This window comes from Rudaea sp. (assembly GCF_036560865.1).
GTDB lineage: Bacteria > Pseudomonadota > Gammaproteobacteria > Xanthomonadales > Rhodanobacteraceae > Rudaea.
The window spans coordinates 1-26,102 of the sequence record NZ_DATBQK010000039.1 but is presented as its reverse complement, the minus strand read 5'-3'; the positions used below and the strand labels follow the sequence as shown (position 1 = coordinate 26,102).

At 65.3% G+C, this 26,102-nt stretch carries 22 protein-coding genes and 1 pseudogene; 5 read left to right on the top strand and 18 right to left on the bottom strand.

The window, feature by feature from the left end:
* The coding region (locus VIE67_RS04830; RefSeq protein WP_414707291.1) for a BrnA antitoxin family protein at positions 1-303 on the top strand (303 nt) is incomplete at its 5' end.
* Here VIE67_RS04830 and VIE67_RS04825 read toward each other — a convergent pair.
* From VIE67_RS04825 to apeE, 7 genes are all read right to left on the bottom strand, one after another.
* Positions 304-729 (bottom strand): hotdog family protein, encoded by a 426-nt coding sequence (locus VIE67_RS04825; protein ID WP_332023809.1) that lies wholly within the window; start codon positions 727-729, stop codon positions 304-306.
* 14 nt (positions 730-743) lie between these two features.
* Positions 744-3,068: an MMPL family transporter gene (locus tag VIE67_RS04820; RefSeq protein ID WP_332023807.1), complete on the bottom strand. Its 2,325-nt coding sequence runs from the start codon at positions 3,066-3,068 to the stop codon at positions 744-746.
* Complete coding sequence (locus tag VIE67_RS04815) at positions 3,065-3,709, bottom strand: LolA-related protein (protein ID WP_332023805.1); 645 nt, start codon at positions 3,707-3,709, stop codon at positions 3,065-3,067. The genes VIE67_RS04820 and VIE67_RS04815 overlap by 4 nt, the downstream gene beginning before the upstream one ends.
* A complete protein-coding gene (locus VIE67_RS04810) occupies positions 3,642-4,589 on the bottom strand; it encodes a lysophospholipid acyltransferase family protein (RefSeq protein ID WP_332023803.1) in 948 nt (315 codons plus the stop codon). Before VIE67_RS04810 ends, VIE67_RS04815 begins: the two co-directional genes overlap by 68 nt.
* Positions 4,586-4,900, bottom strand: coding sequence for an ApeI family dehydratase (locus VIE67_RS04805; protein ID WP_332023801.1), 315 nt, complete (start codon positions 4,898-4,900; stop codon positions 4,586-4,588). Before VIE67_RS04805 ends, VIE67_RS04810 begins: the two co-directional genes overlap by 4 nt.
* Before the next feature lie 111 nt (positions 4,901-5,011).
* Complete coding sequence (locus VIE67_RS04800; RefSeq protein ID WP_332023799.1) at positions 5,012-5,629, bottom strand: hypothetical protein; 618 nt, start codon at positions 5,627-5,629, stop codon at positions 5,012-5,014.
* Between the two features lie 17 nt (positions 5,630-5,646).
* Entirely contained in the window at positions 5,647-5,916 is a 270-nt protein-coding gene (gene apeE / locus VIE67_RS04795) for an ApeE family acyl carrier protein (protein WP_332023797.1), read from the bottom strand.
* A gap of 95 nt (positions 5,917-6,011) precedes the next feature.
* Between apeE and VIE67_RS04790 the strand changes: the two genes are divergently transcribed.
* Positions 6,012-7,049, top strand: a complete 1,038-nt coding sequence (locus VIE67_RS04790; protein WP_332023795.1) for a chorismate transformation FkbO/Hyg5 family protein — start codon at positions 6,012-6,014, stop codon at positions 7,047-7,049.
* On the opposite strand, the gene wsfD is transcribed toward VIE67_RS04790, so the two are convergent.
* Entirely contained in the window at positions 7,037-8,578 is a 1,542-nt protein-coding gene (gene wsfD, locus VIE67_RS04785) for a glycan biosynthesis hexose transferase WsfD (RefSeq protein WP_332023793.1), read from the bottom strand. The two genes, VIE67_RS04790 and wsfD, sit on opposite strands and share 13 nt — an antisense overlap.
* 191 nt (positions 8,579-8,769) lie before the next feature.
* Between wsfD and VIE67_RS04780 the strand changes: the two genes are divergently transcribed.
* A complete protein-coding gene (locus VIE67_RS04780) occupies positions 8,770-10,869 on the top strand; it encodes a serine/threonine-protein kinase (RefSeq protein WP_332023791.1) in 2,100 nt (699 codons plus the stop codon).
* 69 nt (positions 10,870-10,938) lie between these two features.
* Here the strand turns inward: VIE67_RS04780 and VIE67_RS04775 are convergent, their stop codons facing one another.
* The 3 genes from VIE67_RS04775 to VIE67_RS04765 all read right to left on the bottom strand — a co-directional run bounded on the left by VIE67_RS04775 (position 10,939) and on the right by VIE67_RS04765 (position 14,545).
* The gene (locus tag VIE67_RS04775) at positions 10,939-11,628 is read right to left on the bottom strand and encodes a YecA/YgfB family protein (RefSeq protein WP_332023789.1); all 690 of its coding nucleotides are present in this window, start codon (positions 11,626-11,628) and stop codon (positions 10,939-10,941) included.
* 67 nt (positions 11,629-11,695) lie between these two features.
* The gene (xth, locus tag VIE67_RS04770) at positions 11,696-12,463 is read right to left on the bottom strand and encodes an exodeoxyribonuclease III (protein ID WP_332023787.1); all 768 of its coding nucleotides are present in this window, start codon (positions 12,461-12,463) and stop codon (positions 11,696-11,698) included.
* A gap of 36 nt (positions 12,464-12,499) precedes the next feature.
* The gene (locus tag VIE67_RS04765; RefSeq protein ID WP_332023785.1) at positions 12,500-14,545 is read right to left on the bottom strand and encodes a M3 family metallopeptidase; all 2,046 of its coding nucleotides are present in this window, start codon (positions 14,543-14,545) and stop codon (positions 12,500-12,502) included.
* A gap of 135 nt (positions 14,546-14,680) precedes the next feature.
* On the opposite strand from VIE67_RS04765, the gene VIE67_RS04760 reads away from it, so the two are divergent.
* Positions 14,681-16,444 carry a patatin-like phospholipase family protein gene (locus tag VIE67_RS04760; protein WP_332023783.1) on the top strand — a complete coding sequence of 588 codons (1,764 nt, stop codon included), beginning with the start codon at positions 14,681-14,683 and terminating at the stop codon, positions 16,442-16,444.
* 18 nt (positions 16,445-16,462) lie between these two features.
* Here the strand turns inward: VIE67_RS04760 and VIE67_RS04755 are convergent, their stop codons facing one another.
* From VIE67_RS04755 to rpmH, 7 genes and pseudogenes are all read right to left on the bottom strand, one after another.
* Positions 16,463-18,694, bottom strand: coding sequence for a S9 family peptidase (locus VIE67_RS04755; protein WP_332023781.1), 2,232 nt, complete (start codon positions 18,692-18,694; stop codon positions 16,463-16,465).
* 13 nt (positions 18,695-18,707) lie between these two features.
* Positions 18,708-19,401 (bottom strand): annotated as a pseudogene (locus tag VIE67_RS04750) (glutathione S-transferase family protein).
* 67 nt (positions 19,402-19,468) lie between these two features.
* The gene (locus VIE67_RS04745) at positions 19,469-21,301 is read right to left on the bottom strand and encodes a beta-L-arabinofuranosidase domain-containing protein (RefSeq protein ID WP_332023779.1); all 1,833 of its coding nucleotides are present in this window, start codon (positions 21,299-21,301) and stop codon (positions 19,469-19,471) included.
* Positions 21,302-21,352: 51 nt separating this feature from the next.
* Positions 21,353-22,711 (bottom strand): tRNA uridine-5-carboxymethylaminomethyl(34) synthesis GTPase MnmE, encoded by a 1,359-nt coding sequence (gene mnmE, locus VIE67_RS04740; protein WP_332023777.1) that lies wholly within the window; start codon positions 22,709-22,711, stop codon positions 21,353-21,355.
* 1 nt (position 22,712) lies between these two features.
* Complete coding sequence (gene yidC / locus VIE67_RS04735) at positions 22,713-24,410, bottom strand: membrane protein insertase YidC (protein ID WP_332023775.1); 1,698 nt, start codon at positions 24,408-24,410, stop codon at positions 22,713-22,715.
* 91 nt (positions 24,411-24,501) lie between these two features.
* Positions 24,502-24,930: a ribonuclease P protein component gene (gene rnpA, locus VIE67_RS04730; RefSeq protein ID WP_332023773.1), complete on the bottom strand. Its 429-nt coding sequence runs from the start codon at positions 24,928-24,930 to the stop codon at positions 24,502-24,504.
* A 20-nt stretch (positions 24,931-24,950) separates the two neighbouring features.
* On the bottom strand, positions 24,951-25,091 hold the full coding sequence (rpmH, locus tag VIE67_RS04725; RefSeq protein WP_332023811.1) for a 50S ribosomal protein L34: 141 nt from the start codon (positions 25,089-25,091) through the stop codon (positions 24,951-24,953).
* Positions 25,092-25,248: 157 nt separating this feature from the next.
* On the opposite strand from rpmH, the gene VIE67_RS04720 reads away from it, so the two are divergent.
* On the top strand, positions 25,249-26,102 hold an 854-nt coding region (locus VIE67_RS04720), incomplete at its 3' end, for a DnaA ATPase domain-containing protein (RefSeq protein ID WP_332023771.1).

The window sequence follows — 26,102 nt, the reverse complement described above, 5'->3', positions numbered from 1 at the left end:
AGGCAACGCAGCGTGAAGCACAAATCTACTTCCATGAAATCCAAAACCGTTAAATCTGAAACGGATTGGGTGCGCCTCAAGTCGAAGGCGGACGTGACCGTTCCCTCCAATGACCACCCCGAGGCCGATGTTCGGCATATCGTTCGCGGCATGGTTCGTCGCGGCCTTCGTCCATTGCCTTCAAAGGCTGCGGTATCGCTGCGCGTCGATCAGGACGTCTTGGAGTGGTTCAAGGCGCAAGGACCGGGCTACCAGACTCGAATCAACACCGTTCTGCGCGCATTTCGGGATGCGTCGGTCTAACTATCCCATCGCCGCGATCACCGCGGCGCGGCCTTCGGCCAGCAACTGCCCCCGATGCTCGATGCGGAACGCGTATTGCCAGCTCGTGCCGCTGTCGAGCAGTTTTTCCGCGTAGACACCGAGCGGGCCCGGCAGATCGTCAACACGCGCGACGTACAGCTGCACGGCACGCAGCGAAACGAGCAGGCCGGGCGCGGCGACCGCGCCCTCGCGTTGCGCGAGCAGGCCGCCATGCACGGCCATCGCCTGCGCGCCGTACTCGCAAAGATGCACGGCGCGCAGCTGGCCGTCGCTGCGCAGCGGGTTGTCGGCGCACGCGTGCGAGGCAGTGCGCATGTGGATGCGCACGTCGTCCCACACGATCAGCTCGTCCAGCAGACGCATTGCGCCGCGATGCGGGATCAATTCGTACGACCACGTCGACATCTTGCTTCTCGTCCTCAGCCCTCAGCCCTCAGCCCCTTGTCTCGCGCCATGATGATCGACAGGCAGAAATGAAATGCGACACCCAGCGCGACCGTGGCACCGATTGCGCGCAACACGGGCACGCTCGAGGTCGCGAGCAGACCGAACACCAGCACCGCGCTGAGCACACAGACGATGGTCGCATGCAGCGTGCGCCGCGCTTCGGCGGCATCGTCGACGCGGCGCTCGAAGAACAACGCGTAGTGCAGGCCGAGGCCGGCAGCGAGTGTGAGCGCGACCAGATGGAATAGCGACAGCGACACGCCGCTGCCGCGCAACACGGCCAGCACGAGCAGGGTTGCGAGCGACATCGGCGCGATCACATGCCAGGCACGGGCGAGATCGCGGAATGCGATCGCGACGGTGGCCGCGAGCAGGAGCAAGGCGACCAGCAACGCGGTGCCGATGCGCGCACGGTAGCTTGCGACCAGCGATTCGGATGCGGCCTTCAGATCGAGCAGACGCACCGAGCCCCGTGTCGCACCGGCAATCGCGGCCAGCGCCGCCGCATCGTGCACGCCGCTCAGGGTGGCAAGTGCAAACCAATGTCCCTCGCGTTCGCTGAGCATCGCGTGCAGGCGCGCGCCGAGCAGCGAGGCGCCGAACGCCCGCGCGGTCAGTGGCGGCAGGCTGCGCGCGGCTTCGACATCGTCGACGAAGGGCGCGAACAGACCGGGCTGGAATGGCAGATCCTGCTGCGCCTGATCGAGCGCGGCCTGCAACGTGGCGCGGTCCGGCAGTTTCGCCTGCCGCGCGGTTTGCGTGGCGATACTCGGCAGATAGCGGCTCGGCAGTTCGACATCGTCGACCAACTTTGTAGAAATCCACGTTTCTACTTGTGCAGAAATTTTTTCCGACAGGACGAGCACGCCGTCCGCGCTCGGCGCCTCGATCACCAGCAGATAGCGCACGTCGGGCGCGCCGAGCGCGGCGCGCAGTTCGCCTTCGCGCTTGAGCAATGCTGGCGGAACCGGCGTCAGTGTGGCGAGGTCGTTTTGCCAGAACGGCGTCGGCGCCGACCAGAGCACGATGCCGGCGAGCAGCAGCAGGCTCCACGGCACCCAGCGCAGGCGCGGCAGCGCGTCGAGTCGCAGGCGCAATCGTTCCAGCCAGGCGGACTGCGCGACATCGCGAAAACGCACAGGCAATACCTGCGGCAGCAGATAACGCGTGACGAGGCCGGCAACGAGCAGGCCGGCGATCGTGAACACCGCCAGCTGCTGCAAGCCGGCCACACCTGAGGCGAAAAACGCCAGATAGGCGATGCACGCGGACGCGATGGCGAGGCGCAGCAGCGGCCAGACGCCGAGCAAACTTTCCTGTGCGCTCACGCCCGCGCGCCGGTGGCTCAGGCAACGGATCGGATATTCCTGCGCGACGCCGAGCAGGGTGAAACCGAATGCGAGCGTGATGCCGTGGATCGGGCCGAATGCCAGCGCGGTGGCGGCGATACCGACCAGCGCGCCGCTGGCGATCGGCAGTGCGGCGAGTGCGAGCACGCCAAGACTGCGATAGGCCGCGAGCAGGAGCAGCGCGAACGCGAACGTGCCGAAGCCGCTCAGCCACTCGGCCTCGCGGCGCGTGTTGGCGTTGACCACGACACTAAAATACCCCGGACCGCTGATGCTCAGGTGCGCATTGCCACGCGCGGGCAACGCAGCGAATGCCGACTGCAACGCCGCAATCGCTGCGCCTTGCGCGGCGGGATCGAAGGCGGCCGCAGTCGTTTCCGCGAGCAGCAAGGCCGAGCCATCGGGTGCGAACCAGACGCCGTCACGCAGTTGCGGCGAGTGCAGCGGCATCCAGCGCTGCGCGAGCTTGAGCGTTTCCAGAGTCGGATCGCGCGGCAGCAGCGGCTTCAACATCGTCGCCGCGGGCGAGCCGAGATCGTCGACGCGTTGCTGCAATTCGTCGCGCAGATAGACGGCATCGAACGTGGTCGTATCCAGGGTCGGCGAAAGCAGAAAGCGATACGGCAACAGTGCCGGGTCGAGTGCGGACAGGTCGGCTTCACCATTGAGCACGCGCGCGAAATGTGCGTCGTCGTGCAGCGCCACCACGAGCCCGCGACTCGCTGCGGCAAGCCGCTCGGCAGGCGTATTGGCAATCGCCAGCAGCAACAGACGCGAGACCGGGCCTTCGCCGATTTGATCGAGCAGCAGTTTCTGATCCGCAGTCTGCGCCGGCGGCATGAAGCTGCGCAGATCGCTGCTCAGCACCAAGCTGCGCTGCACGCCGAACGCAAGCGCAGCGAGGGCGATCAGCCAGGCCAGCAGCCAGACAATGGCGCGTGCGTTCAAGGTTGGCCGCGGCACAGAGATTCGAGGCCCGCCGGTGTCGGCGGATCTGCGAGCTTCGTCGCGGCCAGCGCGCTGAGCAGCATTACGCTCGCATCGCCGTCGGCTTCGTGCAGGCTGAAGCAGCGCGTGTCGGCGTCGCGGCCGTCGACGATCATTTCGTGCAGTTGCCTGGCCAGCGCGGAGCTGCGTGGCGTGAGTGTCAGCCGCCAATCGACACCGGCGCGCTGCAGCGCGATCGCGTAGTACTGATTCAACGCGGCCGCGTCGCCGCCGAGCAGGGCGCTGAAGCTCGCGAGCAGGGCCTGCAATTCGGGTGCACGCTCGAGCGAAAAATTGCGCACGGGCTTGTCTTCGCGCTGCACCGTGACTTCGCCGGCGGCAATCGTGGTCGACTCGCGATATGGCGTGTCGACGCGTTTGCCGAGTTGGTCGCTGCCGCCATAGTGCAGCTCGCCGCGCAGCACCAACGGGCGCCGCAGCATGCGCACGAAACGCACCTCGGTATACGCCGTATCGGCCGGCGCGGGGCGGCGCAGACTGGCGATCAGCGCGACCGTTTCGGGCGCCACCGAATCAGCGGGCGCTGGCGGCGGATTCGCGGCGAGCAGCAGGCCGCTCAGCAGGACAATGCCAGAAATCATAGAAGTTGGACCAGTTGTAGGGATAAAGCCGCACGTAGTGTTCGAGCCGCACGGCGTAGTGTGCGACGCATTTCTGCAATTGAGCGGGTCGGTCGCTTCGTGCAATTTTTATACTTTGCGCAAAAATCTCGAAATGCAGATCGTAGCGACTGGCGCCGCGATAGATGCCGAAAGCGAGCACGACTGGCAGATCGAGCATCGAGGCGATCAGGTACGGCGCGGTCGGAAAATAGGCCGGCGCGCCGAGGAAATCCGCCGCCGCAGTCGCCTCGCCCGCGCGCGCACGATCGGCGAGCAGGCCGATCAGCGCCCCTTGGCTGGCGGCCTCATGCAGGGCGAGCGCCAGAGCGCCGGGATCGCCGCCCGCATCGATCACATTCGCGGCGATGCCCGGATTAAGCGCGTGCATCAGTTCGTTGAGCACTTGCGTACGCTGCAGATCCATGACCACGCGCAGCTGCAGATCGGGCTTGCGCAGGGTCAGCGCGCGCAGCACCTCGAAGCTGCCGAGATGCGCGCCGAGCAGGAGCACGCCCCGCCCGCGCGCCACTTCGGCTTCGAGTTGGTCGAGGCCACGCACGTGTACGTCGAAGCGTGCGAGATTTGCGTCGTTGAGCAGGAACACGCGGTCGAGCATCGTCTGCGCGTAGCTGCGGATATGCCGCAGGACGTCGCGGTTGCGCGCGGGATGTGCGAGTACACGATCGAGGAACGCGCGCGAATCGCGACGCTCGCGCGCACGTCGCAGGAAAAACAGCAGTGCCAATGGATAAAGTGCCGCGCGCATGAAGCCGCGCCCGAGCCGGAGGCCGGCCGTGAGCAGCAGCCAGATCGTGAAACGACTGCTGGTCTCGCGGCGCTCGTGCCATTGCGCGCTCACGCGCTCGCTCCGAATGCGGCGGCTGGTGTCGGCGCCAGCGTGACAATGCCGTTGGCGATCAACATGCCGCCGCGCAAAATGCTGAAATGTACACTTTTTCCATCGTCATCGAGACGCAATTCGGCCTCTTCTTCGGGCAACAGCGGCGCGAGAAATTTTACCTGCGGCAGCGTGGCGATGCGCTGGCCGCGCCAACGCTCCAGCGCAGCGGTGACGCGATCGAGAAGCACGACGCCCGGCACCACAGGCCGGCCCGGGAAATGTCCGGGCAGCGCTGGATGATCGCTGCCGATGCGGAAATTCTCGGACATGTGGGCCGGGTTCATAGCGCCGCATCTTCGCGGATGTGCGTCGAAATGCAAGCCGCAGCGAACTTCAACGCGCGACGTGCTTGGACTGGATGCTCGCCGCGCACATCGCCATCAGTCCTCGATCAAATCCGGCCAGACACGCACCAAGTCGCGCAGAAACGCGAACAGCCCGCGGCGCGGCGCCTGCGGAATCAGCAGCGGTCGCAACGCGAATTCGCCGAGGAACAAGGCGGCGACCGCGAGCGGCAGCATCGCGCCGAACATGCCCGGCGACGGCAGCGCGATCGCTGCCAGCCCACCGTGCGCGTGCGCTACACACAGCGTACCGACGAGTGCGAGCACGCCTTGATAGATCGCCCACATGAATGTCAAACGCACGGCGTAGCGCGCCACAGCCGCGTCGTCCAGCTGCTGCGCACCGTCGATCGCAGCGATCGCGCGCGCGATCAGCGGCGTGCGCCCGTGCAGCAGACTGCGTGCGAACACCCAGCCGACCAGCGACGCGACCAGCGCGGGCAAGGAATCGATCATGCATCCAGCGCCCCCGGCGATCAGCAGGATCGCTGCGCACACCGCGACGACGAGGATGGTGCCGCGCAAGGCGTGCGGCGAGGTCAGCCAGAGTACGGCCAGCACGACCGGAACGGCGGCGACGGCGATGGTTTCGTTGTGCAGAACCTCACCGAGCACGACCAGCGCGAGGACGACAAACCAGGCAGAAACGCGCATCGCAGGCGGGCGCAAGCTCAGGCAGCGCGCTGATGTTCGATATGTGCCGCGAGGGCGCGCAAGCTGGAGAAAATGCGCTTGTTGTCGGCGTTGTCCGAACGCAGCTGAAAACCATAGCGTTTCGACACAGCCAGCGCGAGCTCGAGCGCGTCGATCGAATCCAGGCCCGATTCGGCGCCGAACAGGGGCTTGTCCGGATCGATGTCGGCGGCTTGCACGTGCTCGAGATTGAGACTGCTCACGATAAGTTGAGCGAGCTCGTGTTCCGCGCCGGTTTGTTTCGTCATCTGCTTTTCCTCATGCGCGAGTGACGGCCGCGCCTGACGGCCGCAACGGCCACGCAGTGTATCATGCAGGCCGCTTTCGCCTGTCCCACGATGCAATGACCCAGCCGCAAATCTTCAGTCCGTCAACACCAGCACGACCACTCGCCACAACCGCTGCTCTGGCCTCGCTGCGCGTGTGCTATGCGTCAGGGTCCGCGGCGAACGCGCTCGACGCGTTGCTCGCGCAGACCGATGTGCTCGCGGTGGTCGGTTTCGGCGACAGCGCACCGGCGACGCATGGCGATGCGCGCTATCTGCATGTCGCCTTGCAACCGGTCGGTGCTGCAGCATTCGAGGTCTGGCGCGCGCAGGGTACGGTGACGACGGCGCGCGCGGGGGAGTTGCGCTGGGCGAGTGATGGCGACTACGCGTTCGGTGTGATCGAACTGGACGAGGCGCGCCACGGCGATATCGATGGTGCCGCCGCGACCGCGTATCGCAGCCTCGTCGCCTGGTTGGCGGCGAGTCCGACGCCGCATGTGCTGCGCATCTGGAACTATCTGGACGCGATCAATCTCGGCAACGGCGACGCCGAGCGCTATCGCCGCTTCTGCAGCGGCCGCGCCGCCGGGCTGACGCCCGGCTTCGTCGACGCTTATCCGGCAGCGACCGCGATCGGCGTGCGCGATGGGCGCCGTGTGCTGCAGATGTACTGGCTCGCGGCGCGCAGCGCCGGCACAGCCCTGGAAAATCCGCGCCAAGTCAGCGCGTGGCGCTATCCGCGCGAGTACGGCCCGCATGCGCCGAACTTCGCGCGCGCGATGCGCGCGCCGACGCCGATGGCACAAGTATACATTTCCGGTACCGCCGCGATCGTCGGCCATCGTTCGCACCATCGCGAGGATGTCGGCGCGCAGATCGACGAAACGCTGACCAATATCGACAGCCTGCTCGCCGCCGCGCACATCGAGCCCGGCGCGCGCTTCGGCGCCAATTGCCTGCTCAAGGTGTATGTGCGCCGCGATGCGGATATCGCGGCCGCGCGCGCGCAGCTTGCCGCGCGCCTGCCCGCGGACACGCCTCTGCTGCTGCTGCGCGGCGATATCTGCCGCAGCGAATTGCTGATCGAAATCGACGGCATTCAGGGCGTTTGATTGGATACGCGCCTGCGCCAGCGCGCCAGCAACGTGCGCGCGGCGACGACCAATGTCGCGATCCACCATGCCAACGCGGCGTTGTAGACCAGGTGGCCCTGCTTGGCGACATCGGCGAGGCCGTCGCCGAGCACGGTGACGGTTAGTGTGCCGAGGGTGACGACGACGGTCAGCATGCTGACCGTGAGCAGGCGCGGCCAGGCGCGCCAGCGCTGACGCCACAGCAGCAGCGCCACGGCCAGAAACGGTGCGCCGAACAGCGGCACGCGCAACAGCGGCAGCGCGGACAGGGGCGCGCTCAGCGAGAAGAACCCGGGCGGCAGCCGCGCAAAATCGCCACGCTCGACCAAGCCCAGCCCCGGCGCGAGCCAGGGATTGAGCGCGACCAAGCCATGCCAGCCGATGCGCAGGGTCATGTCGGGTTCGCGCAGCAGGATGAGCAGCTCACGCGTGCGTGTCACGTCAGCCAACTCGGGGCACAGATCCGCGGGGAAACCTGGCATCTGCCAGGCGTGCAGACCGCTGTATTGCAGGCACTGCGGCGACAGGCCGAGACGCCGCGCGGTCGCCGCCGGATCGCGCGCGTTCGGCAACAGCGCCGTGAACACGACGTCGGCCCGGTTGAAGATGTTGATCGCGCGGATCGCCTCGCTGTCGCGCTGCAATTGCACGACTTGCAGGACCAGGCCCACCAGCGCCCCGAGCAACAAGGCCTTGCCTTTCCACAGCCATACGCGGTCGCGCCAGCGTCCGATCGCCAGCATCGCCACCGCGCAACCCAGCGGCAGCACGATGTGCTGAATCTTGGACAGCGCCAGTGCCGAGGCGGCGATGGCCAGCGGGCCGAACGCGTGTCCGCGCGCGGGCTTGCCTTCGTGGACCAGGATAAGGCCGGCCACGGCATACAGCGCCAGCATCGCGGTCCATTCCGCATAAAACGTGTTCAGGTAAATCGTATTGGCCGGATCGGCGAACAGAATCGGCAACAGCAGACCGTTGGCCAGCGCCGACCAAGGCTCGCGCCGGCGTAGCCAGGCCACGCTGAAGGCCAGCCAGATGCCGAGCAGGGCGATGATCTTGAACGCGCCGATCCAGCGCACGGAAAAATCCCGCGCGCCGGTGCGCGCCGCGTCGAGGCGATAAACCGCAGCGGCCGCGCCCTGAAACAGCAGTTCGCTCGACCAGTAACAGATTGGGTTCGCGGCGGCGATGAATTGGTAGCGCGAGTACGGCGCTTGCGGGCTGTTCCGGGTCGGCGGAACCATGACTGCGCGCGCCGGGTAAAGATCCAGACATGCGCTGTAGCGCACCTCGTCGTAACTGTTGGCCAGCGCGATCAGCGGCGTATGCAGGTACAGCGCGCCGATGCGCAGCAAACCGACGAGCAGGCAGGCCGCAAGCGCGAACAGCAGCCAGCGTGGCGTATCGGCCGGGATCAGCGCGCGTTTTCCGCGTCCCGGCGACGCCGCGTCGATCGGCGCTGGGTCGAGCGGCGCGGTTGCTGCGATTTGGATAGCTGGAGCGGACATGTGGCGCCGAGTCTAGGTGGACATGATGACCGCGACAATCGCGGGGTTGCGTGGGGCAAAGCGCGCGACAAGTCACACATACGCTGCCGACCGTGCACACATCGCCCGCCAATCGGCGCACGGCCGCGCGCGCCGCGCAGTGCTAATATTTGTCCACTTGTCTATGGGCGAACATCGCCTTGGAGCGGGTCATGAAACAGCAACTCGGCCACTACGACATCGTCGCCGAACTCGGCCGCGGCGGCATGGGCGTCGTCTACAAGGGTTACGAAGGGTCGTTGAATCGCTATGTTGCGATCAAAGTGCTCGCCGATTCGCTCGCCGACGATGCGGCGGTCAAGGAGCGCTTCCTGCGCGAGGCGCGCAGCATGGCGGTGCTCAACGATCCGCATATCATCCAGATCTACTTCATCGGCGACGACGCGGGCCAGACCTACTTCGTCATGGAATTCGTCGACGGCGAATCCCTCGGCTCGGTGCTCAAGCGCGAAGGCCTGCTGCACCCGGATCAGGCCGCACGCATCGTCTACCAGACCGCACTGGGCCTGGCCACCGCGCACGATCGCGGCGTGATCCATCGCGATATCAAGCCCGGCAATATCATGATCGGCAGCCGCGGCAACGTGAAGATCGCCGACTTCGGCATCGCGCTGTCGACCCAGGATTTCTCGAAGAAGCTCACCTCGACCGGCGAATTCGTCGGCACACCCGGCTATCTGTCACCCGAGGTCTGCCTGGGCAAGCCGGTCGATCAGCGCTCGGATATCTTCTCGCTCGGCATCGTGTTGTTCGAGATGCTCGCCGGGCGCATGCCGTTCACCGACGAATCGCCGCTCGGCCTCATGCTCGAGGTGGTCAAGGCGGAAATCCCGGACGTGTGCACGCTCAATCACGAGGTCGATCCGGAGTTGTCGCGCATCCTTGCGCGCATGATCACCAAGGATCCGCACGATCGCTACCAGAGTTGCCATGAGCTGGTCGCCGATCTCGCGCGCCATCCGCTGCTCGCCGCGGGCGGCACGCTCAAATTGCAGACCCAGCCTTCGGCGGCGGCGGCCACCATGATCGGCATGAAAACGCCCATTTCCGGCCAGGGCACGCTGCCGAGCACCACGCCGACGCCACGCGCGCAATCGGTGCCGGCAGTGGCGTCGCGCGCGCAACCGCTGTACACGCCAGCCGCGGAAGCGTCTCCCGCTGCGCATGAGTCGGTGTTGCAACGCCAGACACCGCCGGCGAAACGCTCGTCCGCCGTGCCGCTCGCGATTGCCGCCCTGCTTGTCCTTGGCCTGGGCGGCGGCGCCTGGGCGTATCGCGATCAGATTCCGTTCCTCCAGCAATGGCTGCCGAGTGCCGAGGTCGCTGCAGCGCAGCCGCTGGCCACGACTCCGGTACCCGCGACGACAGCCAGCGCCGCGACGTCCGATGCGACTGGCAACGCCGCGACTACGAGCGCGACCGCGCAAACCGTTGTGCCTGCACCGACGCCAGCGACCCCGACTGCTGCCGCTGCACCTCCCGCGCCGCCGGTTGCCGAGCCAGCCGCAGCAGCAGCGAACGTGGCGAGCAATACAGCAAGTCTGACAACTTCCACGTCGCCACCCGCATCCGCCGCACCGACCGGCGCAAGTGCGCCAGCGACCGCACTGACCGCCAGCGCAACGCCACCCACTGCGCACGACACGGCCGCCGGTCCCGCGCCGCGCGCCTCCGAGGTCGAGCCGCTCAAGGGACTCGCCGCCGCGCAAGCCGCCAAAGCGGCCACGCCAGGGCCACAGGTCGCGCGCATCGAGACACCGCCGCCCGCCACGGCGCCGCCCAGACCGCATGTGCCGACCATCGCCGTGCTGTTCGGCGGCGATGTCGCGGTCTCCGAGCCGGCCGGACACGCGATCGAACGCGCGCTTGCGCATCACGGCTATCGGTTGCTCGACGCGGAAATGATGCCGCGCGCCGAACGCTTCATCGGCGGCCAGCGCCCGAACATCGCCGGCCTGCTGGAAATGCTGGCCAACGGCGGCCGCGTCGACGCGGTCGTGGTCGTGCATGCGCGCCCGGTCGGCGCACAGAATATTTCGTATTACGGCCAGAACGACACGATGAATACCGCTCAGCTCAACGTCAACGTTTACGCCGTGCACGGCCAGCACAAGCTCGGCTCCGGCTGGAGCGAGAACGTGAATTTCACCGCGCTGTCGGCGAAGGATCAGGCCGAGGAAGCGGTGCATGAAATCGCGCCGCAGGTCGAAAGTATACTTGTGGAATACAAGCCGGGCCGCAATCGCGGCTAGCGGCGCGCATGAGCGCGAACGGGATTCCTGTTCGCGCCGGCCTCACGCCAACTGCGAATGCGCTGGGCGCTAGTGCACCCAGCGTCCGCCGCGCTTGCGTTTCAGGTTGGCGTTTTCCCCGGCGTCGCCGCCAGGGCCGTTCAATTCTTCCGGCGTCAGCGGCGCTTCGTTCCAGTAGTGCGCAACCGCGCTGACCGCGCCGGGCAGTTGCGCGAGGCACTCGTCGTATTCCTGCTCGGACAGCGGCGCGAAATCCGCATCGGTGGCGAACACGCCTTCCTCAACCGCGAGCGCCATGATCGGCCCGAGCAGTTCGGTCAGGTGCGAATCGGCGCCCAGACGCGATTCCCACAGGCGCGCGCGCAAGTCCACCCCGCGCGAGAATCCCTCGCACCAGCCCAGCGCACTCAGCGCGGTGTCGCCGTCGTCGAGATCGACTTCGCCGAGGATCGGTTCATAGTTGTCCGTTTCCACTTCGAGTTCGACGCTTTCGTTCAGGCGCGCGAGGAGTTCCAAAACGCGCCGGCCCTCGTCCTCGTCGGCGAACGGCTCGTGCAGGATTTCCGGCAGCCATTCGTCGGGCGCGATCTTTTCCGGGCCGATGCCCACCGCCGTCAGCAGGCCGTGCACACCGTCGAGCAGGAGATGCTCCTCACCAGCGTGCGCGCGCAGGAACTGGTCGAGCTCCTCGAGCTCGGTATCGTCGAGTTCGCTCGGCCATTCGGTTTGTTGCGCAAGATCGGGGATGGAATCGGTCACCGCGTAATTCTAATGCCATTGCCCGTGATCGCGAAGATCAAAAAGCGGCCAGCCACGGACGCACTTTCTATTCCAGCTCGAGCACGACCGGCGTGTGATCGGACGGCCGCTCCCAGGTGCGCGGCACGCGGTCGATCGAAGCGGCGCGGCAACGCGCGCGCAAGGCTTCGCTCGCGAGAATCAGATCGATGCGCAGGCCGAGGTTGCGGCGGAAGGCGCCCTGCCGGTAGTCCCACCAGGAAAACTGGCCCGCGCTTTCGTCGAACAGACGGAAGCTGTCGTGCAGGCCAAGCGCGAGCAGGGCTTTCAACGCATCGCGTTCGGGCATCGAACACAGAATCTGCTCGTGCCAGATCGCCGGATCGTGCACGTCGCGGTCGTCGGGCGCGATATTGAAATCGCCGAGCACGACGAGGTTCGGATGGCGGCGGATTTCCTCGGCGAGAAACGCGCGCACCTTGCTCAGCCAGTCGAGTTTATAAGTATACTTCTCACTGCCGACTGCTTGGCCGTTGACCACATACAGGTCGACGACGCGTATGTCTCCGATCGTCGCGATCAGGATGCGCCGCTGCGGATCGTCGAGACCCGGGATATCGGTGATTACGTCTCGCGGCGGTTCGCCGCGCGCGAGAATCGCCACGCCGTTGTAGGTCTTCTGCCCGGAATGGACGCAGGCGTAACCGAGCGCGGCGATTTCGTCGGCCGGAAATTTCGCGTCCTCCATCTTGGTTTCCTGCAGCGCGACGACATCCGGCTGCGCGCTCGCAAGCCAGTCACGCAGATGCGGCAGGCGCACGTTGAGCGAATTGACGTTCCAGCTGGCGATTTTCATCGTCTCTTCAATCCTGATTCGGCAGGGTTGTCCGCTTCACGCAGCCAAGCCGTAACTGCGCAGCAGCGCTTCCGGCTGCGGTTCACGGCCGCGGAATTCGACGAAGGATTCGAGCGCCGGCCGCGAGCCGCCGACCGCGAGCACGCTGCGCCGGAATGCATCGCCCGCGGCGCGATCGAACACGCCGGCGTCCTCGAAACGTGCGAACGCATCCGCCGAGAGCAGCTCGGCCCACAGATAACTGTAATAGCCCGCCGCATAGCCGCCGGCAAAAATATGCGCGAACGCGTGCGGCATGCGCTGCCACGCCGGCGGAATGACTACGGCGATTTCGCGCCGCACTTCGCCGAGCAGGTCCAGCATGCGCGCGCCGCGCGCCGGATCGAATTCCAGATGCAGACGAAAATCGAACAGGGCGAACTCCAGTTGGCGCACGAGGAACAGGCCGGCATGGAAATGCCGCGCCGCGAGCATGCGCGCGAACAATTCGTCAGGCAGTTCCGCACCGGTTTGCCAATGTTTGGCAAACAACGCCAGCGCCTCGCGCTGCCAGGCGAAATTTTCCATGAACTGACTGGGCAGCTCGACCGCATCCCATTCCACGCCATCGATGCCGGCGATGCTCGGCAGGTCCACCTCGGTCAGCATGTGATGCAGACCATGTCCGAATTCGTGGAACAGCGTGATCACGTCGTCGTGGGTCAGCAGCGAAGGCGTGTCCCTGGTCGGCGGCGCGAAATTGCACACCAGGTACGCGATCGGCGGATGTGTTTGCGCGCCGTCCGCATAGCGCGAGCGGCAGCTGCCCATCCACGCGCCACCGCGTTTGCCCGCGCGGCTGTACAAGTCCACGAAAGCGCCGGCGATCACGCGGCCATCAGCGTCGAGCACATCGTAGAAACGCACATCAGGATGCCAGACCTCGACGCCGTCGCGCGCGACCAGGCGCACGCCGAACACACGCTCGACGATACCGAACAGGCCGTCGATCACCGCGGTCAGCGAAAAATAGGGTTTCAATTCCTCGTCGCTCAGTGCGTATTTCTTCAGGCGCAGTTTTTCCGCGGCGTAGCCCACGTCCCAGGGCTGCAGGTCGGCAATGCCGAGTTCGGCGCGCGCGAAGTCGCGCAGCTCGGCGAGCTCGCGTGCGGCCACCGGTTTGGCGCGCGCGCCCAGGTCGCGCAGAAACGCGAGCACGCGCTCGGGTGTGCCGGCCATCTTGGTCGCCAGCGAATCCTCCGCGGAATTGTTGAAGCCGATCAAGCGCGCGGCTTCGTGACGCAGAGCGAGGATTTCCTCGATGCGCGCGGAGTTGTCGTACTTGCCCGCGTGCGGACCCTGATCCGATGCGCGCGTCTGGTAAGCCGTATACACGCGCTCGCGCAAGCTGCGATCGTCAGCGTAGGTCAGCACCGCCTGCACGCTCGGTTGCTTCAAGGTGACCAGCCAGCCGTCATGGCCTGCCTCCTGCGCGTATTGCTGCAGCAAGGCGCGGTCGCTGTCCGCGATACCGGCGAGCTGGCGCGCATCGTCGACGCGCTCGGACCAGGCTTCGGTCGCGTCGAGCACGGCGTTTTCGAATTCATTGGACAGGCGCGACAACGTGTTCGCGATCTCCTTGAAGCGCGAGCGTGCCGGTTCCTCGAGCGCCACGCCCGACAGACGGAAATCGCGCAGCGCATGTTCGACCAGGGTGCGCGCAGCGCGCGGCAGAACGGCGAAGCCGGCGGCATCGGCGACTGCTTTCACCGCCGCGTACAGCTCGCGGTTCTGGCCAAGTTCGGTCGCGTGTTCGGTGATTTTTTCCAGCGCGGCCGCGTAGGCCCCGCGCAGCGCCTCGGAATCCTTCACCGCATGCAGATGCGACACTGGCGACCAAGCACGCTCGAGGCGCATTTCCAGCGCTTCCTGCGGCAGCATGGTATTGGCGAACGTGCGCGAGGCCGGATCGGCGACCAAGGCGGCGATCTGCGCACGATAGTCGTCGAGCACCGCATCGATCGCCGGCAGCACCTGCGCAGGGATGATTTCGGCGAACGCCGGCAGGGCGGAGGCGGCAAGCAGCGGATTGGTTTGGGTCATCGCACCAAGGATTGTTGAATAAAATTGAGAACTGCGATCAACGACGATCGCTGGAACACCCAACGTGATGCGCTGCGGCGCGTAAATCAAGTGGCGCCTACGCTAGCATGCTCGCACGCCTGCCTGGAACTTGCCGTGAGCGAAACCTTCCCCAGCGCTGAACCGTTCGACATGCGCGCATTCCTGCGCACGATCGCGCTGTTCGGTCCGCTCGATGCCGCCGCCATCGACGACCTGGCCGGCGAACTGCAGTGGATTGCGCTGGCTGGCGGCGCCGCGCTGTTCGCCGAAGACGATCCGGCCGATGCGCTGTACATCTTGAGGTCCGGCAGCCTCGGCGCGTATCGCAGCAGCGGCAAGGGCCACCCGCGTCTGCTAGGCATGGTCAATGTCGGCGAGACTGTCGGCGAAGTCGGTCTGATCGCGCAGCTTCCGCGCACGGCCCTCGTACGCGCGTTGCGCGATTCGGAATTGCTGCGCCTGCCCGAAGCGGGTTTCCGCCGTCTGGTGACGAAATATCCGGACGCGATGATGCATTCGATGGGCGTGGCGATGCGCCGCCACCTGCTGCCCAACGACGACCGCCGTTATTCGCGGCCGCGCACCTTCGCCATCCTGCCGCATGACGCCGGTGTCGACGGACAGGCGTTCGCGCGCAGTCTCAAGGCCACCCTCGAACGCTACGGCAACTGTGCGCTGATCGACGCGGCGAACGCGCGTGGCCAAGACAGCGAATGGTTCAATGCGATCGAAATGCGCCATCGCTTCGTGCTCTATGTCGGCGAGGCCGGCCAGCCGGAATGGCGCGAGCAGTGCGCGCGTCAGGCCGACTGTTTCGTGCTGCCGGTGCACGCTGCGACGGCGCCGAGCGCCTGGCCCGAAGCGGACTTCATCGGCGGCGAGCGCGAGTATCTGCGGCCGCGCCATCTGGTGCTGATGCATGCCGGCGACATTCGCTGGGGCTGCGCGCGCGGCTGGCTCGGCGAGGTGCGGGGCGCGCAGCACCATCATGTGCGCGGGAGCGGCGACATCGAGCGCATCTCGCGCCTGCTCACCGGGCGCAGCATCGGCCTGGTGCTGTCCGGCGGCGGCGCACGCGGTTTCGCGCATATCGGCGTCGTGCGTGCGCTGCGCGAGGCCGGCCAGCAGATCGACTGCGTCGGCGGCACGTCGATCGGCGCGATCATCGGCGCCGGCGTCGCTGCCGACTGGTCGCACGAGGAGATGCTCGAGAATTACCGGCGCGCCTTCGTCGACGGCTACCCGCTGCGCGATTATACATTTCCCTTTGTATCCCTGACCCGCGGCATGCGCGTCTCGCGCCTGTTGCGCCGCGAGTTCGACACCCGCGACATCGAGGATCTCGCCCTGCCGTTTTATTGCGTCACCGCCAATCTCACCGCCGGCCACGCGCACGTGCATCGCAGTGGCCCGCTGTGGTTGTGGCTGCGCGCGGGCTGCGCGATACCGGGCGTGCTGCCACCGGTGTTCCACCACGGCGAGGTTTACGTCGACGGCGCGGTGATCAACAACCTGCCGGTGGATCCGATGCGCGAACGCCAGGTCGGCGAGATCGTCGCGGTCGATATCGGCGCCGATGAGGTGCTGCGTGCCGGAGTCGAGGAATACGCGCTGCCCGCGGCTTGGCGCCTCGCGCTGCAACGCCTGCGCGGACGCCCGCTGCGCCCGGGCATCCTCGGCATCCTGCTGCGCGCCGGCATGGTCAACTCCGAAGCCGCGAGCATCGAAAGGCGCGCGCAGACCAGCCTGCTGCTCACGCCACCGGTGCACAACGTCGGCCTGCTCGACTGGCACGCCTACGAGCGCGCGATCGATGCCGGATATCGGTACGCGTCGGAGATACTCGGGCGCGGCGGCGTGATGCGCGAACTGCCCTGATCGGCAACGCCGGTTTTTTTACTGTTTACCCTTCACGTGCGCGTCGAAATAATCGGCGATCGCGTGGTAGGCATGTTTCTTCATCGCCGGCGTCGACAAGCCGTGCTTGCCGCCGGGGTAGGTCATCAGCTGGAACTGGGTGCCGCGCCCCTGCAGTGCGGCCATCAGCTTGGTCGAGTTGGCAAACAGCACGTTGTCGTCGGCCATGCCATGCATGAGCAGCAGCGGCGACGTGAGACCATCGAGCCAATGCAAGACGCTGGAGCGTTCGTAACCCTCGGCATTGTGCTGCGGCGTGTCCAGATAGCGCTCGGTATAGAACGTATCGTAAAGCGACCAGTTGACGACCGGCGCGACCGCGACGCCTGCCGTGATCTCATTCGACGCCTTGGCCAGCAGCATCGCGGTCATGTAGCCGCCGTAGCTCCAGCCGAATACGCCGATGCGCGCGGGATCGACGAAGGCTTGCGCCTTCAGCCAGCCGATACCGGCGACCTGATCCTCCACTTCGAGCTTGCCCAGTTGGCGATAGATGCCGTCGCTGAACTGGCGGCCGCGCCGCGCCATGCCGCGATTATCGAGGGTGAACACGACGTAGCCGTGCTGCGCCATGTATTCGCAGAAATAGTCGACCCAGCCGCGCGCGACGAGTTGCGCATGCGGACCGCCGTAGTAAAAGTCGAACACTGGATAGCGCCTGGCCGCATCGAAACCGCGCGGCTTGTAAACGCGGTAGTACAGGTCCTGCCCGTCGGCGGCCTGGATCTTGCCGAATTCGGGCACGATATGCGCGTCGCGATACGGCCAGTACGGATGCTTCGCGTCGAGCGCGTTGCGTTCAATCCAGGCGACGAGTGCGCCATCGGCCTTGCGCAGGCTGACCTGCGGCGGTGTCTGCGGATCGGAAAAGGTATCGATGTAGTAGTCCGCATCGCGGGTGAACTCGGCGACATGCTGGCCATCGCCGCGGCTGATGCGCTTCGGCGCATCGGCGCTGCTGCCGTCGAGCTTGAGCGCGTAGACCTGCCGGTCGGGGACGAAATCGCGGTTGGAGTCGAGATACACCAGGCCGAGGCGTTCATCGACGCCGAGCAGACTGTCGATATTCCATGTGCCCGCGCTTAGCGGATGCCGGAGCTTGCCGTCCAGAGTATACAAATACAGATGTTTGTAGCCGCTGCGCTCGCTGGCCCAGATGAATGCGTTCTGCTTTCTCAGGAAATGCAGATCGTCGTTGAGATTGATCCAGGTCTTACTGGTTTCGCTGAGCAGGGTGCGCTGCGTCAGGGTCTTCGCGTCGACCAGATTCAGATCGAGCTGCTGTTGATTGCGCTGCATCAGCTGATAGCTGAGCCGCTTGCCGTCCGGCAGCCAGTCCACACGGGTCAGGTAAATATCCGGGTTGGCGCCCAGATCGACAAAGCGCACCTCACCCCCGGTCGGCGCGACGAGACCGAGCTTGACCTCGACATTCGTCTGCCCCGCAGCGGGATAGCGTTGCTCGATCACTTCGGTGCGGTCGGGATAGACCTCGAAGCGCTTCGCAATCGGTACCCTGGCCTCGTCGTAGCGTTCGAACGCAATCGCCGACTCGTCCGGCGCCCACCAGTAGCCGCTGAACCGGGCCATTTCCTCCTGCGCGACGAACTCGGCTTCGCCATTGTGCACCGTGCCGCCGCCATCACGGGTCAGCTGGCGCGCCTTGCCGTCGGCCAGATCGATCAGCCACAGATTCTGTTCGCGCACGTAGGAGACAAAATGTCCGTGCGGCGAGATTTTCGGATCGAGTGCGTCACCGCCACTGTCCAGCGCGCGCAGCGCCTTGCCGCCGAGTGCGGTGAGATCGTAAATGTATAATTTACCGCTGAGTGGGAAAAGCAGTTTTTTCCCATCCGGCGACCACTGGTAATCGACGATGCCGTGGTGCCCGGCGATGCGCGCACGTTCGCGCCGCGCCTTCTCCGCATCGCTGAGCTGCTCGCCCGCGGGTTGCAACCGCGCGGAATCGACCAACAGGCGGATCTCGTTCGCCCTGACGTTGTATTCCCACAGATCGAACGTGTTCTGATCGTCGGTCCTGGCGCGCAGAAAGGTTACGCGCGTGCCGTCGGGCGAAGTCTTGAGCTTGATCGGCGTCGGTCCCGCCAGACTGCTGCCGTCGAAAATGCGCTCGATCGTCAGTTGTGCGGCCTGCGCCGTCGTCGCGATTGCCGCCGCCATCATCATCAAAAAAAGCGCAAGTCCGCGCATGGTCGATACTCCGTCACACCGGTTTGCCCTGGCCGAACAGCACTTTGCGTTCCACGTCGCCCAACTGCGCCTGCCGCTTGCGGAAATCGCCCTGTGCGTAGGCGCGCGCGGTCGCCGGGCGCGCGCGGATCGTTTCAGACCAACGCTGCAGATGCGGGAAATCCTCGAGCTTCTGGCTGTACTTGGCGTAGGACACGATCCATGGATAACAGGCGATGTCGGCGATCGAATATTCTTCTCCACAAATATACTCGCGTCCGTCGAGGCGCCGGTTGAGCACGCCATACAGACGCGTGGTTTCGCGCGTGTAGCGATCGATCGCGTAGGAAATTTTTTCCGCCGCGTGGAGGTTGAAGTGCTCGCTCTGCCCGGCCTTCGGTCCGAGGCCGGAAACCCTGCCAGAACAGCCATTCGGTGCAGGCGACACGACCGCGTGCATCGGCCGGAATGAATTGCCGGGATTTGTCGGCGAGATAGAGAAGAATCGCACCTGATTCGAATACGCTGATCGGCGCGCCGCCGTCGGCTGGCGCGTGGTCGACGATTGCCGGCATGCGGCTGTTCGGCGCGATGCGTTGGTACTCCGGCGCGTACTGCTCGCCCTTGCCGAGATCAACGCGCTTGATCGTATAAGGCAAACCGGCTTCTTCGAGAAACAGAGTGATTTTGTGCCCGTTCGGCGTGGGCCAGTAGTACAACTCGATCATTTCCGGCTTCAATGCAGATGTTGGCACGCCAGTTTGCCACATCGTGCGCCAGCCTTGCTGATCGCGCTTATGCCGGAGCGCTCACATCCTGGTACGCGGTGTACGTCTGTTGCTGAATATCGATGAAGGGTCGCAGCGCGATCGTTTGCGCATCCTGACCAGCGTGCCACTCGTGCGCACTGCCGGACTTGCGCGTTGCCGACGACAGTGCGGCGCGTGTGAGTGAGGTGGCCGCCGAGGGCGGTGTTTCGTCAAGCACGCGCATCAGCACGAGGGGACCAGCGAGCAGGGCGACCGTGTTCGGATGCTCGGCATCGACGGGTTGCAGACGCAGTGGCAAGGGCAAGTCGAGTTCGATGCGATCGCCGGATCGCCATTCGCGGCGAATCACGGCGAACGTTCCGGGCTCGAGTGTTTGCGCGCTGCGCTTGCCGTTGATGCTGACACTCGCGCCTTGCGCCCAAGCCGGAATGCGCAGATTTACGGAAAACGTTTGCGTGCCTGGCGTGTGCACGGTCAGCGCAATCGCGCTCGCATACGGATAGTCGGTGCTGATCGACAACTGGCAGGCCGCAGTGCCTTGGCGCCAGCTCACCTGGGCGGGCACGTAGAGGTTCACGTAGATGCCTTGCGCATCGGCGAAACACATGCTGATGCGATAGTCCGCGGCGACCATCGGTAAGGTGCCGGAACAACAGGGCCAGCGATCGGGATGAAACCCCTTCTGCGCGCGGCGGCTGTAGTCGGAGTAGTAGAACGCGCGACCGTCCGCCTGCACCGGCAAAGCGCCGAGCACCGTGTTGTAGAGCACGCGTTCCATGCTGTCGCCGTAGCGCGAGTCGCGCGTGATGCGCAGCAGGTAGCGCGTCAGCTTGAAATGCGCATAGGCGCCGCACGGGGTTTCGAAACTCTTGTGTTGCTCGGCGAGACTCGCGCCAAGCGCGCCGCTGCCGGGTTCGATGAAATGTTCGTCGGGTCCCCAGCCGCCCGTGGCAAAACTTTGCGCATCGATCATCGCGAAGCCCTGCTGCGCGGCGTCGAAATAACTGCGCGTGCCAAGCGACAGATAGGCCTGCGCGGCGGAACTCAGCGCGTTGACATGGCTGTAGGCGTGCTTGCCCGGCAACACATTCTCGCCGCGCGCGAGCGGCAGGAAAAAGTCGTCGTAGAGAAAGCGTTGCGCGAGCACGCGATGACGCGCATCGCCGGTCAAGGCGAACGCGAGGAATTGATTTTCCGGTAGCGTGTAGCTTTCGTCCCAGGCGTGCTGGCTGAAATCTTCGCCCGGCTGCGCATGCTCGTTGCGCGGCATCGCGTGCGGCGGCAGGTATGGCTCGGCTACTTGCGTCGTGTGCCGCAGCGTAGCCAGCGCGGCGTTGTCGTTTGCGAGCCGCTGCGCATCGACGAGTCCTCCGACCAATTTGTCGTAGGTGTACGCAGGGAAGCGGTTGTTCTGAAAAAACTTGCCGCGTGCATCGATCGTGGCCGCGTAGCCGCGTACCAGACGAGCGACTTTGTCGCGCGTCGCCGAGTCGCCCGTGATCGCGTGATAGCGCGCCAGCGCGCACATCCATTGGCCGAAGGTTGCACCCGGGGCGAATTCGTAGGTGCCGTACCAACCGCCCAGATCGTGGCCGGGCGCAGCGAGGCCGGCGCGTTTGCGAAACGGATAGAGCAGTGCGTCTTCGTTCAGATCGAGGACGAAACGATGGTTCTCGCGCGCCTGGCTGTCCAGCGGTCCGGGCGCGAGTTGCACCTGGGCGTAGCCGAGCTCGCTAAGCGGCGGTGCTGTGCGTGCGGCAGCCGCCGCGTGCGCGCCGCGGCACAGCGCAAAGCCGCCCGCGGCAAGCGCGCCGTACTTGAGAAGGTCGCGGCGCGCAGGATTGAATTTGCTCGTCATCGCAGCAGTTGAGCCGAGCCGAGTCTGGAAGGACCTTGAGCTTAGGCGCTCTTACTTGCCGATGCAAAATGAGGAAAATATCGCGCCGAGCAGATCGTCACTCGTGTATTGGCCAGTGATTTCGCCGAGCACGCGCTGCGCCTGGCGCAATTCCTCGGCAGCGAGTTCGCCGACGCGCGCTTGCAGATGCGCGCGCGCCGCTTCGAGATGCGCCGCCGTTTCCTGCAACGCCTGCACATGGCGCGTGCGCGCACTGAACGCGCCCTGCGTGCCCTCGCCGCGTCCGGCCAGGCGTGCCAGCTCACTGCGCAACAAATCCAGACCGGCACCGCTGCGCGCGGAAAGATAAAGATGGATCTCGGCGTCGCTGCTTGCATCGACGCGCGCACCTTCTCGGCTCAGATCGATCTTGTTGTGCACGATCAGCCGCGTCGCCGTCGTCGAACACTCGTACAACAGTCCGCCATCCCTTGCGGCGTGCGCGCTGTCGGTAACCAGAATCGCAACGTCGGCGCGAGCAAGTTCCGCACGCGCGCGGCGCATGCCTTCCTGCTCGACCACGTCGGCCGACACGTGCAGTCCGGCGGTGTCGACCAAGGTCAGGCCAATGCCGTCGAGATTCACGCTTTCGCGCAGCACATCGCGCGTCGTGCCTGCGATCGCGGTGACGATCGCGCGTTCGCTTTGCGCGAGCGCATTGAGCAGGCTGGATTTGCCGGTGTTCGGGCGGCCGACGATGACCACATGCAAGCCGTCGCGCAACAGCACGCCGCGGCGCGTTGCCGCGAGCAGCTCAGCGGTTTGCGTCTGCAGCGCGGTCAGGTCATCGAGCAGTTGCGGCGCGCTCAGAAAATCGATTTCTTCCTCGGGAAAATCCAGCGCGGCCTCGAGCCAGGCGCGCACGCGCACCAGCGCGTCGAACACACGGCCGACGGCTGCGGAAAAGTCGCCTTCCAGACTGCGCATTGCCGCGCGCGCGGCCGCTTCGGAGCCGCTCGCGATCAGGTCGGCAATCGCTTCGGCCTGGGCCAGATCGAGTTTGCCGTTGACGAATGCGCGCTCGGAAAATTCGCCCGGCCGCGCGGCGCGCGCGCCGAGCGCCAGCACGCGGCGCAGCAGCATTGCGAGCAGCACCGGACTGCCGTGCGCCTGCAATTCGAGCACGTCCTCGCCGGTGTACGAACGCGGTGCGGCGAAATAGAGCGCAAGTCCGCGATCGAGCGTGGCGCCATGCTCGTCGAAAAATGTCGCAAAGTGGAAAACGCGCGGTTTTAGCGTTTTCCCGGTCAGCGCCTGCGCGATCTGCGCACAGCGCGGACCGGACACGCGCACCACGCCGATGCCGCCGGCACCCGGTGCGGTCGCAATCGCCGCTATCGTCTCGCCGACTGTGGCGCGAGCGGCGCCCATCTCAGGCCTTCGCTTTCGCCGCTCCGCCGACGCGTTGGGTGATGATCCATTGCTGCAGCAGCGACAGCCAGCCGTTCATCGTCCAGTACAAAGTCAGCCCGGCGGGCGCGAAGGCGAACATCACGGCGAAGATCAGCGGCATGGTCTTCATCATGCGCGCCTGCATCGGGTCCATGCCGGGCGCCGAGGGCGACAGCCATTGCGTGGCCATCATCGCGACGCCGTTCAGGATCGGCAGGATGAAAAACGGATCCGGCGCCGACAGATTCTGGATCCAGCCGAAAAACGGCGCCTGACGCAACTCGACGCTCTCCTGCAGCACCCACAGCAGGCCGAGGAAGATCGGCATCTGGATCAGCACCGGCAGACAGCCGCCGAGCGGATTGATCTTTTCCTTCTGGTACAGCTCCATCGTCGCGGCGTTGAGCTTCTGCTTGTCGTCGCCGTAGCGTTCCTTGAGCGCCTGCAGGCGCGGCTGGAACTGCTTCATCTTCGCCATCGAGCGGTACTGCGCTTCGGACGGCTTGTACAGGACGAGCTTGATCAGCAGGACGAGCAGGATGATCGCCAGCCCCCAATTGCCGACCAGCTTGTGCAGCTGCACGAGTATCCAGTGCAGTGGCTGCGAGATCACCGTGAGAATGCCGTAGTCGGCGGTGAGTTCGAGGCCCGGCGCGATATTGGCCAGCTCGCTCTGCAGTTTCGGCCCGACGTACAGACGCGTCGCGATCGTGGCGCTTTGGTTTGGCGCCACCGTGACGGCAGGCGAGACCGTGCGGATCAGATAGCGCGGCGTGCCGTCGACCGGGACCACGTCGGTGCTGAACTGGTCGGTTTCACCCGCGGCCGGAATCCACGCGGCGAAGAAGTAGTGCTGCAGCATTGCGGCCCAGCCACCTGCGGCTTCGCGCTTGAGCGGGGATTCGGCGAACTTGGCGAAGGCGAGTTTCTGGAACTTGTCCTGCGGGCTGTACCAGGCCGCGCCGGCGAACGCGTAGGCCTCCGGGTTGTAGAGCGAGAACAGGCCGCTTTTCGCCACGACCGGCGGCACGCGCTGCAGTTGCCGGTATTCGTTGCCGGTCCATGGGGCGCTGCTGCCGTTGCTGATTTCCTCGCGCGACTCGATCAGATAACTGCCGCGCGTGAAAACGTATACTTTGCGCACCGACAGGCCGGACGCGTCCTGCCAGGTCAGCGGCACTTCGATCCTGTCTTCGCCGGCCGCCAGCGCGTAACTGTTTTTCTGCGCGCTGAACACGGCCTTGTGACTCGGCGCGGGCGCGCCGTTGCTGATCAGGCCGCTTTGCGCGACAAAGAAGTGCGCGGCGCCATCGTCGAGCAGGCGCACCGGCTGGGTCTTGTCCTTCGGATCGATCGGATAGGCGAGCAGGTCGGCACGCACCAGACTGCCGCCGCTGGTGCTGATCGCGACGCGCAGCACATCGGTTTGCACTTCGATCGTCGGCGCGGATTTTTCTTCCGCTGCCACGGGCACGCTTGCAGTGGCGGTGGCGGTCACCTGCGCGGGAATGTCGGCAGCAGAGGCCGCTGGCGTCGTGGTCGCTGGTGCATCGGCCGTTGGCGCCGACGCGGTGGGAACCGTCACCAGCTTCGCACCGTAGTCCTGCTGCCATGCGGCATAGATGAAATAGCCCACGAAGAGCAGGGCAAACAACAATACCGGGCGAGTGCTGGTCATAATCTCAAGGCTTGGATAAAGATCGCGTGCAACAACATCGCGCCATCAGCGGGTAAGGGCGCGATGCCAGGAATTCAATGAACGTGATGATTCACGAGCCGCGCATTGTGCCGGTCGGCACGCCATCGTTCAATGCCGTTTCCGGCTGCTTCGCCAACGCGATGGCTGCGGCAAGCTTGTTCCACAGCGCATTGAGTTCGTCGCGCAGCGCATGGTTGTTCTGTTCGGCTGCAAGAGGACGCGCGATGACGAGTACGTCGCAACCCGGCAGATGCGCACGTTGCAGGCGGAAACTTTCGCGGATCTGCCGGCGGATGCGATTGCGCACCACCGCGAGCTTGGACACACGACGCGACACGGCCATACCGAGACGCGCAGTCGCCGCATCGTTCACGCGGTATTCGCAGCGGACGAAACGGAAACTCAGATGCGCACTGGAACCGCGCAGCGCGGCGAAGTCCTGTGGCCGCAACAGACGTGCAGCGCGCGGATAGCGCAGACTCGTCGTCGAGTCGGCCATCGCGCGGACTGCGTGGGTAATTATGGGACGAGGTGCTTGCGGCCCTTGGCGCGACGTGCATTGAGCACCGCGCGGCCACCGGGCGTTTTCATGCGCGCGCGAAAACCGTGCGTGCGGGCGTGCTTGAGATTGCCGGGTTGGAAAGTGCGCTTGGTAGCCATGACAGTGATGAATCGCGTGGGCAAAGAAGCGGAACGATAACGGATTTTCTGCAGCACTGTCAAGTTGGCGCCGCTTGGCGCGGCGGGTTCGCGGGCGTAGACTCGCCTGCCGCTCGGGCGCATTTTTTCGAGCGCAGATTTTTCCGGAAACCTCCCGATGAGTGATTTGTGGCGCCGCTGCCTGGAACGCCTGGACGGCGATTTCAGCGTCGAGGACATGCACACCTATTTGAAGCCGCTGCAGGCGACGCAGGAGGCCGACGGCTTGCGCCTGCTGGCGCCGAACGAATACACGCTGGATGTCGTACGCAACGAATTCCTGCCGCGTATCGGCAAGGTGCTGGAGCATCTGAACGGCGCGCCGGTGAAGCTGCGCCTCGAAGTCGGCACCTTGAGCCCGCGCAAGGCACCGCGTACCTCCATGTCCGCAACGCACGGCACTACGGCCGCCGAACACGACGACTTCGAGCCCAATCTGGATCCGCACTATACGTTCGACGCGTTCGTCGAAGGCAAGTCGAACCAGCTCGGCAAGGCCGCGGCAATGCAGGTCGCCAACAATCCGGGCCGCGCCTACAACCCGTTGCTGCTGTATGGCGGCACCGGTCTGGGCAAGACCCATCTGATGCATGCCGCCGGAAATCTGATGCGCGCGCTCAACCCGGCGACCAAGGTCATGTACCTGCGTTCGGAGCAATTCGTGCGCGAGATGATCCAGGCGCTGCGCACCAAGAGCATGGACGATTTCAAGCGCCGTTTCCGCGCCGTGGACGCGCTGCTGATCGACGATATTCAGTTTTTCGCTGGCAAGGATTCCACACAGGAGGAGTTCTTCCACACGTTCAACGCCCTGTTCGAGGCCAAGCAGCAGCTGATCCTGACCTGCGACCGTTATCCGAAGGAGGTCGACAATCTCGAGCCGCGCCTGAAGTCGCGCCTAGGCTGGGGTTTGTCCGTCGCGATCGATCCGCCGGATTTCGAAACGCGCACGGCGATTTTGCTGAGCAAGGC

What these genes read in the sequence shown, in the direction of transcription:
- VIE67_RS04755 (WP_332023781.1), bottom strand. Translation starts at nt 18,694, where the DNA reads ATGCGCGGACTTGCGCTTTTTTTGATGATGATGGCGGCGGCAATCGCG.
- rnpA (WP_332023773.1), bottom strand. Translation starts at nt 24,930, where the DNA reads ATGGCCGACTCGACGACGAGTCTGCGCTATCCGCGCGCTGCACGTCTG.
- VIE67_RS04815 (WP_332023805.1), bottom strand. Translation starts at nt 3,709, where the DNA reads ATGATTTCTGGCATTGTCCTGCTGAGCGGCCTGCTGCTCGCCGCGAAT.
- VIE67_RS04790 (WP_332023795.1), top strand. Translation starts at nt 6,012, where the DNA reads ATGACCCAGCCGCAAATCTTCAGTCCGTCAACACCAGCACGACCACTC.
- apeE (WP_332023797.1), bottom strand. Translation starts at nt 5,916, where the DNA reads ATGACGAAACAAACCGGCGCGGAACACGAGCTCGCTCAACTTATCGTG.
- VIE67_RS04780 (WP_332023791.1), top strand. Translation starts at nt 8,770, where the DNA reads ATGAAACAGCAACTCGGCCACTACGACATCGTCGCCGAACTCGGCCGC.
- VIE67_RS04825 (WP_332023809.1), bottom strand. Translation starts at nt 729, where the DNA reads ATGTCGACGTGGTCGTACGAATTGATCCCGCATCGCGGCGCAATGCGT.
- wsfD (WP_332023793.1), bottom strand. Translation starts at nt 8,578, where the DNA reads ATGTCCGCTCCAGCTATCCAAATCGCAGCAACCGCGCCGCTCGACCCA.
- rpmH (WP_332023811.1), bottom strand. Translation starts at nt 25,091, where the DNA reads ATGGCTACCAAGCGCACTTTCCAACCCGGCAATCTCAAGCACGCCCGC.
- xth (WP_332023787.1), bottom strand. Translation starts at nt 12,463, where the DNA reads ATGAAAATCGCCAGCTGGAACGTCAATTCGCTCAACGTGCGCCTGCCG.
- VIE67_RS04805 (WP_332023801.1), bottom strand. Translation starts at nt 4,900, where the DNA reads ATGTCCGAGAATTTCCGCATCGGCAGCGATCATCCAGCGCTGCCCGGA.
- VIE67_RS04800 (WP_332023799.1), bottom strand. Translation starts at nt 5,629, where the DNA reads ATGCGCGTTTCTGCCTGGTTTGTCGTCCTCGCGCTGGTCGTGCTCGGT.
- mnmE (WP_332023777.1), bottom strand. Translation starts at nt 22,711, where the DNA reads ATGGGCGCCGCTCGCGCCACAGTCGGCGAGACGATAGCGGCGATTGCG.
- yidC (WP_332023775.1), bottom strand. Translation starts at nt 24,410, where the DNA reads ATGACCAGCACTCGCCCGGTATTGTTGTTTGCCCTGCTCTTCGTGGGC.
- VIE67_RS04765 (WP_332023785.1), bottom strand. Translation starts at nt 14,545, where the DNA reads ATGACCCAAACCAATCCGCTGCTTGCCGCCTCCGCCCTGCCGGCGTTC.
- VIE67_RS04745 (WP_332023779.1), bottom strand. Translation starts at nt 21,301, where the DNA reads ATGACGAGCAAATTCAATCCTGCGCGCCGCGACCTTCTCAAGTACGGC.